The 13,426-nt window shown below is 42.5% G+C and carries 15 protein-coding genes; 9 read left to right on the top strand and 6 right to left on the bottom strand.

Features of this window, described 5'->3' with window-relative positions:
- Positions 1 to 200: 200 nt before the first annotated feature.
- Together L1611_RS08710 and L1611_RS08705 are read right to left on the bottom strand one after the other, a co-directional pair.
- Positions 201 to 725, bottom strand: coding sequence for an SRPBCC domain-containing protein (locus L1611_RS08710; RefSeq protein WP_236312679.1), 525 nt, complete (start codon positions 723 to 725; stop codon positions 201 to 203).
- Between the two features lie 80 nt (positions 726 to 805).
- Entirely contained in the window at positions 806 to 1,135 is a 330-nt protein-coding gene (locus L1611_RS08705) for an ArsR/SmtB family transcription factor (protein WP_236312678.1), read from the bottom strand.
- A gap of 117 nt (positions 1,136 to 1,252) precedes the next feature.
- Between L1611_RS08705 and L1611_RS08700 the strand changes: the two genes are divergently transcribed.
- From L1611_RS08700 to L1611_RS08680, 5 genes are all read left to right on the top strand, one after another.
- On the top strand, positions 1,253 to 1,573 hold the full coding sequence (locus L1611_RS08700) for a hypothetical protein (protein WP_236312677.1): 321 nt from the start codon (positions 1,253 to 1,255) through the stop codon (positions 1,571 to 1,573).
- Between the two features lie 106 nt (positions 1,574 to 1,679).
- Complete coding sequence (locus L1611_RS08695; protein WP_236312676.1) at positions 1,680 to 1,880, top strand: hypothetical protein; 201 nt, start codon at positions 1,680 to 1,682, stop codon at positions 1,878 to 1,880.
- A 250-nt stretch (positions 1,881 to 2,130) separates the two neighbouring features.
- Positions 2,131 to 2,721, top strand: coding sequence for a TetR/AcrR family transcriptional regulator (locus L1611_RS08690; protein ID WP_236312675.1), 591 nt, complete (start codon positions 2,131 to 2,133; stop codon positions 2,719 to 2,721).
- A gap of 104 nt (positions 2,722 to 2,825) precedes the next feature.
- Complete coding sequence (locus tag L1611_RS08685; RefSeq protein WP_236312674.1) at positions 2,826 to 4,226, top strand: MFS transporter; 1,401 nt, start codon at positions 2,826 to 2,828, stop codon at positions 4,224 to 4,226.
- 77 nt (positions 4,227 to 4,303) lie between these two features.
- A complete protein-coding gene (locus tag L1611_RS08680; protein ID WP_236312673.1) occupies positions 4,304 to 4,864 on the top strand; it encodes an NADPH-dependent FMN reductase in 561 nt (186 codons plus the stop codon).
- A gap of 99 nt (positions 4,865 to 4,963) precedes the next feature.
- On the opposite strand, the gene L1611_RS08675 is transcribed toward L1611_RS08680, so the two are convergent.
- Positions 4,964 to 6,706: an ABC transporter ATP-binding protein gene (locus tag L1611_RS08675; protein ID WP_236312672.1), complete on the bottom strand. Its 1,743-nt coding sequence runs from the start codon at positions 6,704 to 6,706 to the stop codon at positions 4,964 to 4,966.
- Between the two features lie 266 nt (positions 6,707 to 6,972).
- On the opposite strand from L1611_RS08675, the gene L1611_RS08670 reads away from it, so the two are divergent.
- Positions 6,973 to 7,500 (top strand): GNAT family N-acetyltransferase, encoded by a 528-nt coding sequence (locus tag L1611_RS08670; RefSeq protein WP_236312671.1) that lies wholly within the window; start codon positions 6,973 to 6,975, stop codon positions 7,498 to 7,500.
- Between the two features lie 41 nt (positions 7,501 to 7,541).
- Here L1611_RS08670 and L1611_RS08665 read toward each other — a convergent pair whose 3' ends face one another.
- Entirely contained in the window at positions 7,542 to 7,913 is a 372-nt protein-coding gene (locus tag L1611_RS08665) for a YybH family protein (RefSeq protein WP_236312670.1), read from the bottom strand.
- Positions 7,914 to 8,170: 257 nt separating this feature from the next.
- Between L1611_RS08665 and L1611_RS08660 the strand changes: the two genes are divergently transcribed.
- Both L1611_RS08660 and L1611_RS20800 read left to right on the top strand, forming a co-directional pair.
- A complete protein-coding gene (locus tag L1611_RS08660; RefSeq protein WP_236312669.1) occupies positions 8,171 to 8,680 on the top strand; it encodes a MerR family transcriptional regulator in 510 nt (169 codons plus the stop codon).
- Positions 8,677 to 9,564, top strand: coding sequence for an SRPBCC family protein (locus L1611_RS20800; protein WP_322972529.1), 888 nt, complete (start codon positions 8,677 to 8,679; stop codon positions 9,562 to 9,564). Before L1611_RS08660 ends, L1611_RS20800 begins: the two co-directional genes overlap by 4 nt.
- A gap of 70 nt (positions 9,565 to 9,634) precedes the next feature.
- Here L1611_RS20800 and L1611_RS08645 read toward each other — a convergent pair whose 3' ends face one another.
- A complete protein-coding gene (locus tag L1611_RS08645; RefSeq protein ID WP_236312668.1) occupies positions 9,635 to 11,125 on the bottom strand; it encodes an alkaline phosphatase PhoX in 1,491 nt (496 codons plus the stop codon).
- Between the two features lie 136 nt (positions 11,126 to 11,261).
- The gene (locus L1611_RS08640; RefSeq protein ID WP_236312667.1) at positions 11,262 to 12,035 is read right to left on the bottom strand and encodes an arylamine N-acetyltransferase family protein; all 774 of its coding nucleotides are present in this window, start codon (positions 12,033 to 12,035) and stop codon (positions 11,262 to 11,264) included.
- 391 nt (positions 12,036 to 12,426) lie between these two features.
- Here L1611_RS08640 and L1611_RS08635 point away from each other — a divergent pair, with 391 nt between their 5' ends.
- The gene (locus tag L1611_RS08635; RefSeq protein ID WP_236312666.1) at positions 12,427 to 13,080 is read left to right on the top strand and encodes a FusB/FusC family EF-G-binding protein; all 654 of its coding nucleotides are present in this window, start codon (positions 12,427 to 12,429) and stop codon (positions 13,078 to 13,080) included.
- Positions 13,081 to 13,426: the final 346 nt, after the last annotated feature.

Raw genomic sequence — 13,426 nt, 5'->3', positions numbered from 1 at the left:
TATATCGAGGGTGAACCACTCAAAACAACGTGCTCAGACCACAATAATTTCAGTGCCGATTTATGATTCATACACAAAAGGAAGCTATGTAGTCAAATAAAAAAACAACGAGCTTGAAGTTCAAGCTCGTTGTTTCCTTTTCCCGAATACTTTCTTCCGTAAACGCAAAGCTATGATCAGCGTATGACCAAGCCTTGGCTTTACTGGAGTTGTTTAAGATATTCGTCGAATCGTTCGTATTGGGAAGTGACTCCCTCGACTACACCCATGTCCTTGACTTGCTTAAGGGCTTCTTCGGTAGCAAACTCAGTACTGCTGATCAGTTTCGTCTTTCCATCATGATCGAGGAAAGTCATCGTTATGAGAGTCTCGGGCATCCCATCCGCTTTATTGCCCTCTGCATCCGAGAACGCATCGGTGTAGACGATTTTTTCAGACTCAACGATTTCTTTATAGACGGCTAACCCCCAGGATTCCATGCCGTAAAAGTCTCCCTGGTTTTTATCTTCACAAAGCATGCAATAATGCCACACACCACCAGGCTTGAATTCGAATTGGTGAACCGTAGTCTTCCAGCCCTTTGGCCCCCACCAATTCTCCAAATGTTCCTTTTCCGAAAAGGCTTTGAAAACGAGTTCACACGGTGCATCAAAGATTCTTTCAATAATCAGGTTCCGTCCTTCTACGTTTGTTTTAACACTGTTGGTTACTTTACTTTCAGACATTTTAAAACCTCCTAATTTAAAATATCAATCAAATACGAAAACCAACGATCCTCCTCTCGTAAAAGCATGACCTCATGCCCTTATTCGCCATGTTCCTTCTGTTTACCTTTCAGTTCCTCCAAATACTCATCCAACCTGTCAAAACGCTCATCCCAGACATTCTGAAATGATTCCAGCCAATCATCAAGTTGTAAAAATGGCTGTTGACGTAGCTTGTAAATACGTTTGTTTGCGATTGGCTGCACCTCTACAAGTCCTGCCTCACTGAGAACTCGGAGATGTTTGGATACTTGAGGCTGGCGAAGCCGAAGTTGGTCTGCGATTTCCCCGACAGTATAAGGTTCATCACGTAGAAGTTCGACGATCTGAAAGCGGTTAGGTTCGGCAAGCGCACTCAATATTTTCTCCATGTCATAAATATACTCTATACGGAATATTCTTGTCAAGGAATATTAATGAAAATCACGGAACTTTTTTCAATTCTTCCCGTAAATAACATATCAACAGTTTTTACAAGGGGTGGTCAGATGAAATGGTTATTGGTTATCGCGACGATCATGTTTAACACAGGTTTATCGTATGCGTTTTCAAAGATAGTAGGATGGAGCTTCATCGAATCAATCTTTTTATGCGGATTGCTTCTTTTTATCATCATTTGGATGACAATGCTTAATGGGAGTATATCCAACAATACTGTGAATGCTAGTTTGAAAGGGACCACAGGTGTAACAACTGGTGAAATCAAACCATTCACACTCACATTCAATCCTTTTATCCTCGGAACCATCATTTACCTTTTGATAAGCGGCATTGCGACAGTCGTTTATTACTTTCCTTATTTTACATAATGAAGAATTCATAGGTGATGACATGATGAATAAAAGAATGATCGGGTTTACAATCATATATGTAATGAAGATTCTACAGTCTACTTAGAAAAATGGGATTTTATAATTGGAAAGAAATTTAGAAAAAGAAATATTAGATGAACTGAAAAGCATCAATCAATCGTTACAAAAACTTACTGAAAAAAATAATGAAGTGAAGCAGCCATCGATCCTTATCGATATAGTCAAATCCCTGTTGGTAGGGATCTGCATCGTAGGTCCTGCCATTGCCGTTTTATATGGACTATTTCAAATTTTGGGCAGTTGAGTGAATTGAGAGGATTGCCAGTCAATTTGGTGATTTAACCTCAGTTTTGAACTTCTTATAGATGAATTAATGCTTGAGTTCGTGACGGACCTATCATCATAAATTGCCGAAGCAGGATTGATGGTTATGTGTCTTGTTTAAAACCCGGATAATTTTTTTAAAAAACACGGGTACTTTTTGTTGACATTATGAATAAGATGTCATACAGTTATGTCAGTAATAACTGACATTTCTAGGTGAGGGTAATGCTATGAATGGTAATAAGAAATTGGATACTTCTGAAAAGATTATGATGGCAGCTATCGATCTAATGGCTGAACACGGCTACAATGGAGTGTCAACGCAAGAAATCGCGACTAGGGCAGGATTTAGTGAAAAAACATTGTTTCGTCACTTCCAAAGCAAACAGAACTTATTAGAATCCGCCTTTAATCGTTATCATTATGCTGAAGAAATGAAAGACCTGTTTCTCAAAAAAATCGAATGGGATCTTGAAAAGGACTTGCTGATGGTTTGCCGCAGCTACCACAGGATCATGTATCAGAATCGGAAATTGATTAAAATAAGCACTAAGGTAGGCGATAGCCTCCCAGGATTTCGTGAACGAACACACCAACATCCTCAACAGTTAAAAGAATTCTTAACTGGATACTTTGAAGAAATGTATAAAAAGGAAAAGATCATTGAAACAGATTTTGAAAGCAACGCCAAAGCTTTTTTGTACATGAATTTTGGTGCGGCGATGGGCAGGATGAACAATGATCCAATATTCGCTGGTACTCCTATCGAATCCTTCATTGAAGCGAGTGTTTCGATCTTTACTAGGGCATTAAGACCCTAGTACATTTTTTGGACGATTATGTCAGTAAGTAATGACAGACATTGTTTGGTGTAATCAAGGGGGTGATGGTGCAAATTGGATTTATAAAAGAAAGGAGAATGAATATGGAGTTAGATGTCCAGCAACAAACTGGAGAGAAATTGATGAGGATCGTGATGTTCACTCTTGTCCTCTCGGCGATGAGCGTGTTGATGTTCAATTTCGTGCTCCCGCAAATAAGTGAAGAGTTTGGTCTCACGAATGCCCAAGTAAGCTGGGTTACATCATCGTATGCCTTGATTTACGGTATTGGGACGATCATTTATGGGAAACTCGCAGACCATTACAAGCTTAAGGATCTTCTGACATTCGGATTGTTACTTTTTGCGGTAGGTTCACTGATCGGGCTCACTTCCCAGACCTTTTGGATGGTCCTTGTCGGGAGGTGTATGCAGGCAATGGGAGCAGCAGCAATCCCTGCAACAGCTATGCTTATTCCCATCCGCTATTTCCCACCTGAACGACGTGGATCTGCCATGGGGCTGGCATTCGTCGGGCTGGCCCTCGGTAGTGCACTTGGTCCGGTCATGTCTGCTTTGATATTAAGTGTTGTTCATTGGCGATGGTTATTCTGCATACCGTTGTTCATCTTGATTACGTTGCCTTTCTACCAAAAATATTTGGGAGATGAGCGTGGGAATCATACAAAACTTGACTGGATGGGAGGAGGACTGCTGGCTGCTTCAGTGACTCTACTGTTACTGGGCGTTACGGTTGGAGCATGGTTGTTCGTTATTGGAGGATTGTTGTCTCTCGTACTTTTCATTGTACGGATACGTTCTGTCCAAGAGCCCTTCATACAACCTGGTCTTTTCAGTATTAAGAACTATACCATTGGGCTGATCATCACTTTTCTGATAAGCGGAATCGGTTTTTCCCTTTATTACCTTAGCCCATTACTTTTGGCAGATATCCATCAGCTCCCACCCAGCTGGATTGGTTTTGCCCTTGTTCCAGGGGCAGCAGCCTCAGCCATCCTGGGGCGAAGCGGGGGAAGACTGGCAGACTTGAAAGGCAATTCGTATTTGTTTTTCATAGCCTCCATGTTACTTGTATCATGTTTTGTTTTACTATCCACCTTTACAGGGGTGTCACCCGTGCTCATAGCGATCTTTCTGATACTTGGTAATGTTGGGCAAACGTTCATGATGATCGCGATGTCCAATTCAGTATCAATGACCTTATCGAAAAAACAGGCTGGAGTGGGGATGGGGCTTTTAACGATGTTGAATTTTATTGGAGGTGGAATGGCTACAGGGGTATACGGGAAGATGGTGGATCTGGGGTCTGCAGGCCATTGGAATCCGGTACATCACTACTCGGACGGTGCAATATACAGCAATATCTTTCTCATTCTCGCTGTTCTGCATGTAGCCATCCTGTCTCTTTACGTCATCCAGTTCAACAGAGGAATAATCATTCGTTCTAAAATTGTCGGGGAAGATCAGACAGTCAATGAAAAGTGAATCATGATTGTAATGTAAAAGAACAATCACAAAATGATCTTTAAAAAAATTCAAATGATTTCAGGGAGGAATACATTATGCAAAAAATAGCAATCATTATCGGGAGCACAAGACCAGGACGAAACGGTGAAGCAGTCGCCCGCTGGGTGTACAGTATTGCGGAGCAGCGTACGGATGCTGAGTTTGAGATTGTCGATATTGCGGACTATGATCTTCCGTTGCTGGATGAACCAATGTCTCCGGCTTTAGGTCAATACACAAAGCCGCATACAAAGAAATGGTCCAGGAAAATCGCTTCCTTCGATGGTTATATCTTCGTGACACCTGAGTATAACCATGCTACTTCCGCTGCACTTAAGAACGCAATCGATTTTCTATATAATGAATGGACCAATAAGGCTGCTGGTTTTGTAGGGTATGGGGCTGCAGGAGCAATCAGTGCCGTTGAGAATCTCAGGACGATCATGGGTGAACTTCAGGTTGCTGACGTAAAGGCTCAAGTTCGACTTTCGCTCTTTACCGATTTTGAAAACTTTAGTGATTTCAAACCTGCCTCTCATCAGGTGACTTCAGTGGATGCGATGATCGACCAGGTAATTGCCTGGAGCGATGCATTAAGTGTGCTGCGAAATAACTAAATAAACCTGAATTGAATGGGAAGCCCCATTTCCTATGTTTCGGATAACTCGATGAACAAGAGGCTGCTCACCTTGTGCAAGTAGGTAAGCAGCCGAATTTTATACCTGATATTCAAATTGCTTAGAGTAGAGCTGTGCATATGTTCCACTACGTTCGATCAATTCATCGTGGGTGCCTTGTTCAGCGATCCCGTCTTTAGTCAGAACGATGATCCGCTGTGCATTACGAATCGTGGAAAGTCGGTGGGCGATAACAAGTGTCGTACGGCCTTTTGCCAATACTTCCAGTGATTCCTTCACAATGCTCTCACTCTCATTATCGAGTGCGCTTGTTGCTTCATCTAAAATAAGAACTGGCGGATTTTTCAAGAAGACGCGGGCAATACTGAGTCGTTGTTTCTGACCTCCAGAAAGTCTGACGCCTCTTTGGCCAATCTCTGAGTGGTAACCGTTCGGCAAACTAATAATGAAATCATGGGCATTGGCGTGTTTTGCAGCCATTATGATTTCTTCGTCTTTCGCGTTTGGTTTCCCGTAACGGATGTTTTCCATTACTGTGCCTGTGAATAGATACACATCCTGCTGGACGATGCCGATGTTTTTCCTTAAAGAAGACAACTCAATATCCTTCACATTCACTCCATCAAGCAGCACTTCTCCATCTGTCACATCATAAAATCGCGGGATCAACGAGCATAACGTCGTTTTCCCGACACCCGACGGACCGACTAATGCCACATACTCTCCAGGTTGGACATGCAGTGAGAGGTTTCCCAGGACATTGTCCAAATGATCATCATAGCGGTAAGTGACCTGTTGGAACTTAATATCACCATTTGCCTCCTCAAGAATGATAGGACTTTCACTGTTCTCGATCGCCGGCTTCAGATTCATGATTTCCATAAAGCGTTGGAAACCGGTGATCCCTTCTTGAAACTGTGTGCTCATATGTGTCAGACGTTGGATCGGCTCGACCATGAAACCAATATACAGCAGAAAGGTGATCAGATCAGCCAAATCCAGTTTTTGATTGATGATACTTGTACTGCCGATGATTACTACCGTGACAGTGATCAACTGGATGAGTGTCTCTGCAATATTGTAGAAAACAGCTTCTGTCCGATAGGTTTTTTTACGACTTTCAAGGAAACGATCATTTTCTTGATTGAACTTACCGATCTCGATTCCTTCATTGGCGAACGATTTTACGACACGGATCCCGCCAAGACTATCCTCAACCTGTGCGTTTACATCTGCAATCCGTTCTTTATTCCTTCTTAAGGCTGTGTTCAACAGCTTATTGTAGTACACGGACGCTACAACAAGGACAAATAAGAAGCAAAAAACGGTAATCGTCAATGGCGCATTGATGAAAAACAGGATGACGAATCCACCGATGAAACGGACCAAGTACTTGGTGTAGTCTTCCGGACCGTGATGATACAGTTCTGAAAGGAGCAGTAAGTCATTGGTGATCCGGGACATCAACTGACCGGTCTTTTCCTTGTCATAAAAGCTGAAGGAAAGTTTCTGCATATGCGTAAACAGCTCGCTTCTCAAGTCCCTTTCCATCCGCGCTCCAATTTCGTGTCCTTTGTAATCGACAATATAGTTTCCGATGTTCTGGATTGCAACCAGGATGAGCATAAGTGCGCCGATCGAGTACACCTCTTCCAAAACGGTGGAGAGGTCGCTTGCCAGCAACTCCTTCGTTACGTATCGCACGAGCAAAGGAAACACGAGGACGAGAGTGGATGTAAAGAATGCACAGCCTAAAACGGTTAAGAACATTGCCTGGTATGGCTTATAATAAGATAAAAATTTTTTGATTGGAAATTGCATGTTTTACCCCTTTTAGTGTTCATTCGCAAAACACATATAAGGGGGTACACAAATTACGTGAGTGTTCCTCCCTTATATAATTGGACTTTCCGACTTTTCATGTTTCTCATGTAAAAGACCTCCTCGTTTATTGGTACTTCTATTTTAATCGATTTAATCGGAAAATGAACCTTTTTATTTTGAAAAAGCAAACATCACAAAAAGAAGGGTTAGTACGGAAAGTGGAGAACTTTTTAAAGCAGTCACATTAATGTTGGGGTGAATTCATGGCCGTAAAACAGAATGATAACGCTACCCTCCGTACCGTCCGTGTAGAAGATGCGATGGAAGTTTTGACGATTCAACGTGACGTGATTGGAGAAGGGGAATATTTTATCAACATTCCGGAAGAGTTCGATAGGACGGCTGAGCAACAGCGGGAGTGGATTGAAAAGGTTTTAAAGAACGATAGGGATACCATGATCGTAGCAGAAGTAGATGGAAAAGTGGTTGGATGGATCGTGTTTATCTCACAAGAACGAAAAAGGTTGTCCCATACTGGCTCTTTCGGAATCATGATTGAAGAACAGTACAGAAACAGAGGGATTGGGAGGTTGTTGTTACAAGAGATGATTACCTGGGCAGAGAACAATCCATTGATCGAAAAAGTCAGTTTAGGCGTATTTTCGACGAATCACCGGGCAATCGCAATATACAAAAGTATGGGATTTGTCGAAGAAGGGCGGAAAGTAAAGGAATTCAAGTTCAGTGAAAATGAATATGTAGATGATGTTTTGATGTACAAGTATATTTAGAAGGGGCAGAAACAACTGTAATTGTTGTTCCGCCCCGCCTTTTAATTCATAAAGGTATTTTGATCATGTACCAAATACCATGAGTCAGTCATTTTGCGAAATACTAATGTCAGATAATACTGTTTGTTGTAGGGTTCGCCGTTCTGGTCCCGGTCATCATAATTGACTTTCACTACGCTATACCCCATATCTCTGGATATTTCTTCTCTCACCATGGTGTATTGAAAGGTCCAGTCAGGATCTTGAAACCAATCTTTATGGAAATCGATCACTTTTTCATATCCCTCAACAAAATGTCCGTTTGGCATGACGACGCTGACATCTACGATTTTGGATAATGTCCTTGAAAAGGACGCTAGATCCTTCTGTTGTATAGCTTTTAAATGTTTTTTTATAACGGATTGATAATTCATTTTCATCCTCCTGGTATTGTGAGGATCAATGACATGATCAGGAAGAATGACCCTCACTCGTTATTTTATAATCAGCATTGGTACAGATTTTTTTATAGAACATTAGTCATCACTCCTTCCATCGTTTTTTGGTATTAAAGTCTATTCTCCAATATAGACGCGATTCCTTTTTTACCAGAAAAAATATGGCTTGAGCCTTACGTGACGTAATGGTTTATAGTTGAATCACCGGTAAATCCAGCGCGCGAAATGAGGGGATGATCATTGGAGATAACGTAGTTTGGAAAGTAGGGGAACTGGCAGAGTTGACGGGTATAACGGTTCGAACACTAAGATATTATGATCAGATCGGTTTGCTCTCGCCATCCTGTTATTCAGATTCAGGATATAGGCTGTATGACGAAACCGATTTATCACATCTGCAGCAGATTTTATCCTTGAAAGATTTAGGGCTGTCACTTGAGGAGATCAAAACGATTCTCTCTGATAAAAGTTATGATCCAGCAAAAGCCGTTTCCCTTCAAATCGACCGGCTTAAAGAAAATATCAGGATCCAGCAGAAGTTGTTGAAGGAATTACAAAATGTGTCAGACCTCATGAAAATGAAGGAACCGTTGACAGTCGAAAATTTTACGCAACTGTTCGGAATGATGAAAAAGAGTCATGAAAAATATTTCACTGGACGAAAAACAAATATGGAAAACCACTTGGATCGCTTGGAGGATTTCCTTGTAAAAGATCCAGGTCCAAAGGAGGAACAATCATGAGTGAACGATTTGCAACCCATGACACCTTTGTCATTGAAAAAAATTATAATGCTCCACCTGCACAAGTTTTTGCCGCATGGTCAGATCCTGCTTTCAAAGCAAAATGGTTTGCAGGGGCAGATGAATTCGATTTTCAGGTTGGTGGAGTGGAGACGAACCATGGCGGGCCATCAGGGGGACCGGTCTACACTTTTAAAGCCCAATATCAAGAGATCGTACAGGATGAGCGTATTGTCTACTCCTATACGATGGATCAAGAAGAAACGAGGATCTCCGTATCAGTATCAACTGTTGAGTTCAAGCCTGCCGGATCAGGGACAAAACTGATCTACACCGAGCAGGGGGCGTTTCTGGATGGCCATGATTCTGCAGCTTCTCGTGAGCATGGAACAAGGATCATGCTGGACAATCTGGGTGAAGAGCTGCAACGTGCGGAGATTTCAGACCGGGAAATCGTGAATACACGAATTTTCGATGTATCACGCGAAAGGATGTTCCGAGCGTTCACTGACCCGGAACATCTTGCGCAATGGTGGGGGCCGAAGGATTTTACGAATACGTTCCACGAATTCGATATAGGCCCAGATGGTGTTTGGCGTTATACGATGCACGGTCCAAACGGGGTAGATTATGAAAATAAGAGTGTCTTTATCGAGGTTGTGGAACCTGAACGGATCGTTCTTCGCCATTTGGAGCCGGTTCATGTATTCCTGCTATCGGTTACCCTTGAGGAAAGGGAAGATAAAACCGAGTTGACCTGGCGAATGCTCTTCGAATCAGCCGATGAATGTAAAAAGATCAAAGAATTTTGCTACAAGGCAAATGAAGAGAACTTGGATCGTCTCGAGGCACAGCTGGAAAAAATGGTTAGACAAACAAAATAGTGCTTCGCATCTATAGAAAAAGGTTTGCTGAAGACAAGTTCAGCAAACCTTTTATCAAATCAATATGAAACTATGTCAGATTCACCCCATGTCGAAGGAACGCGGCTGCTTCAAGTTCCGATATACCACTTCGTCTTGCAATCTCAGACATTTCAGGGGACAATTTCGGTGCGAAATTCCTTGGAGGAGCGGCGTATCCCATTTGCCGTTGGCGTCCAGCGTTTCTGTAATCGAATGGACCCCAAATGGCAAAGGTGAGGCCAGGAGACTGGATATTAAGGAAAAGGGTTTTTCCATCTGGTGAAAAGGTCGGTCCACAAAACTCGGAATTGTTTATCCGATTGTTGGCAAAAGCATATACTTCTCCTTCAGGTGTAATACCCATCACCCGGTTACCGCCAGGGCCATCCTCTGCAAACATGAGGTCGCCCCAAGGGGTGATGACGATATTATCAGGGCTTTCCATTTTATTTGCTTCAGTCCCTTCGTAAAACAACTCCAACGTTTCAGTAGAAGGGAAATAGCGGTAGATTTGACCGAGACGTTTTTCTCCTCCAGCCGTATCATCAAACCAGAAAACCCCGCCTGCAAAATAAGCACCTTCTAAACGATTGAACCGAACACATCCGCTATTAAGCGCATCATCATGCGGCTCTTCTTTATTGACATCTTTCCAGATTACCCCGAATTTTTGCCCCGGGTTCATGAAGTCAGCATCTGGATTCGTTTTTTCTTCAATCGCGAGAGCTTGTAGTTTCCCGCCTTTTTGCAGGGCGCCTGGTTTTGGACTCCGATCATTCGGAATGTACCTGTATAGAAAGCTGGATCGCTCATCATTAGCTGGATCGTCTGGATCGATCTTTCCACGGAAATCATCTTCTGTAAGATAAACGATTCCTGTTGCTGGATCGACGGCTGTCGCTTCATGTGAAAAGAAACCCATCTCACGGATCGGTGTTTTTGATAGTTTGTTTTCCGGATCGTCGGGCATGACTTCAAATACATACCCATGGCCATCGGTACGTGTTTCTTCACATGTGAGCCATGTTCCCCAAGGAGTTGCTCCTCCAGCGCAGTTTTGCATCGTACCAGATGAGGTGACATACTCTTTATGTACTTTGCGATCCGGTCCGATGATCAAGGCAGTCGTCCCACCTGGTGCTAGACGATTGTATGGATTTTTACCTGGTACTGCAGACTCTGTTCCGCTCAATTCATGATTTCGTACAAGAATGGTAGAACTTTGAGGACCTTGAAAGGCAGCCATTCCGTCAAAATCACCTGGTATTGGTGCACCATTCGTCATTGATTTCCCTTCCTCAGAGAGGATCCGGTATTGAAATCCTTTCGGCAGGTCGATCACGCCACCCGGATCTTTGACTAGGGGACCGAAACCATTGAATGAGTATGGGGATTGTGATGTACCTTTCGTATTTGCAAGGACGTTAGTCGCGTTACCAGTCATCCCTGCAGAACCAAGTGCCAGGGCAGCCATACCCATCCCACTCATCTTAAGAAAGTCTTTCCTACCCATAAGCATTTGTTCTCTTTGTTTGCCCATTGTAACTCCTCCTTCGTTATTTTCCCATTCATCTAATATGTAACAAACGTAGCAAATGAGTTTGAAGGTAATGTTAGAAAATTGTAAAAATTTGAAGAAGAGTGTAGAAGGGCTAGAGAGAAATGGTTGCCAGGATTCAGCTGATGATGCCAAACATCTTTCGGACGTGCTCCAGGAAGGCTTTTTCCGATATTTTATCTTTGTGGACTTTTCCATTGATCCAGCGGGTAAGGGTCTTATCTGTCAAAGACACCGTTCCTTCGTCGGTGAACTTCATAAGAAGCGGTCCCTTGTTGAATGGTGAACGTTCGTTTTCCATAAGCACTTCTTGGATTTCATTGAATTCACTCAGACTTGTCACTGATCTTTTGGAGTCGATCACGTAACCGATGCGCCAGTCATTGTCCTTATGAGCGAGCTTTAACATAAGAACATAGTCACCGTAATCACTCGTAGATGCTTCGACTTTGAATTGACCGTTGGATGAAGTCACGACTACGCCATTCATCGGAACAGGTTTTAATGGCAGATTGCCTCCAAATCCGGTATCGACAAGATAATCTTGGCCTCCGTGACGGAGGATGATCGCAACATGAGTCCTGCCGAGATTCGTCCATTCACCAGTTTCGCTATTGAATACGTCACCGCGTACCAGTGTGACATCGAAATCATTTTCAAGCAGGAAAAGATAGAGCAGCCCATTCAACTCGTAGCACAACCCGCCCTCATTTCTGGCAAGCATTTTATCGATCAACGATTCATTCGTAATATCAAACTTTTCCTGATTGGTGATCCGTAGATTTTCAAAAGGGATGGTCCGTGCAGTTTTTTCAAGTATCTCATCCAGCTTCTCAAATGTGATCGGTTCCTCGTCAGACAACCCGATCCTTTTTCGGAACAATGCGTCCATTACGATTCCTCCTAACAAATTAGTTAATTCCACTTTATAGAAAAATAAATACAAAGAAAAGAGATTGCACTTTTAGGATGCAAACAATTATTTGGTGACGTACAATGCATGAATGCCTATTCTAAAAATCGCAAGTACCGAGGTTTCAAGACAGGGTTTCCACTTTTCAATTCATTTATTGTATAATAATGGTTAGTTAGGGAGGTGGTAAATAATGGCGAACAGCAGCATTCATTTGCCAGAATTTGCAGCAGCTCATGCAAAGCCTGTTATGGGAAAGGCGATACTTTGTATGGGATGGAATTTGAACTAATCGCCTGTCGATCCTGATAACATGGTTTTGCGCCTTATTTTATTGATTGTCCGATTAAAAATAAGGAGCTGAACTGAAATGAACAAAACAAATAATGAACCATTCATCAGACCTGATCAATTCAATTTTATCAGGGCTCAAGTCCGGAATCTGGTAAGCGCACATGCATCTGTCAAAGACAAGGATGTCCTCAAAGCTTTGAAATATGGCTCGTTGGAAAAATCACTGAATCTTTTTTCTGCTATCGATAAAAAAGTGGAGCCACTTCTTGACGAGATGGTTGAGATCGAAAAAGCAACGGAAGCGGAGAGGTTTCTTGACGAACTGAATGCGTATGTCATTCCATTTCGGAATATATCAGAAAAAACCGTTCAGAAATTGTTTCCTAAGGCAAAAAAACTAAAGATGCCTTCACACGAGGAATTCAATTTTAAAGAGCTTTCCTATATAGGGTGGTATGATATCCGTTCCAACAGAAAGTATCTTATCGTTGAAGTGGATGGGAAACTGAAGGGATTTCAAGGAACCTTCCAGGATAGCAATCGGAAAAGCATTTGCACATTATGCGGCGGATATGAAGAAGTCGGCCTGTTCATGTGTAAAGTAAAGAGCGGGAAAGAAACCTATCTGAGCCGAGGGAACTATATCTGTAAGGACAGTCAAATATGTAACCACAATATGACGACAAGAACCAAACTAAACGATTTTGTGTCGTTGCTGAACCAAAACTGAGGGGGAATCCTCTCAGTTTTTTTAGTCTTTTTATAGCTGAGGAACAACTATGATCTAAATGATCAGGAACGGGCAGACGGGTTTTCAATGTCGGAGTTAAGGTATACAAATAGCTTTATGGAAACCTTAAGGGAAGCAAAACCGGGTGTAAGGTCCCCAACCAGGCTATATGGAACCTTTAAGGGAAGCAAAACCGGGTATAAGGTCCCCAACCAGGCTATATGGAACCCTTAAGGGAAGCTAAGCCGTGTATAAGGTCCCCAACCAGGCTATATGGAACCCTTAAGGGAAGCAAAACCGGGTATAAGGTCTCCAACCAGGCTATATGGAACCCTTAAGGGAAGCA

This window comes from Pseudalkalibacillus salsuginis, from assembly GCF_021646685.1.
Lineage (GTDB): Bacteria > Bacillota > Bacilli > Bacillales > Fictibacillaceae > Pseudalkalibacillus > Pseudalkalibacillus salsuginis.
Note: the sequence above shows the minus strand (reverse complement) of the source record. Positions and strands in the feature narration are given on the sequence as shown.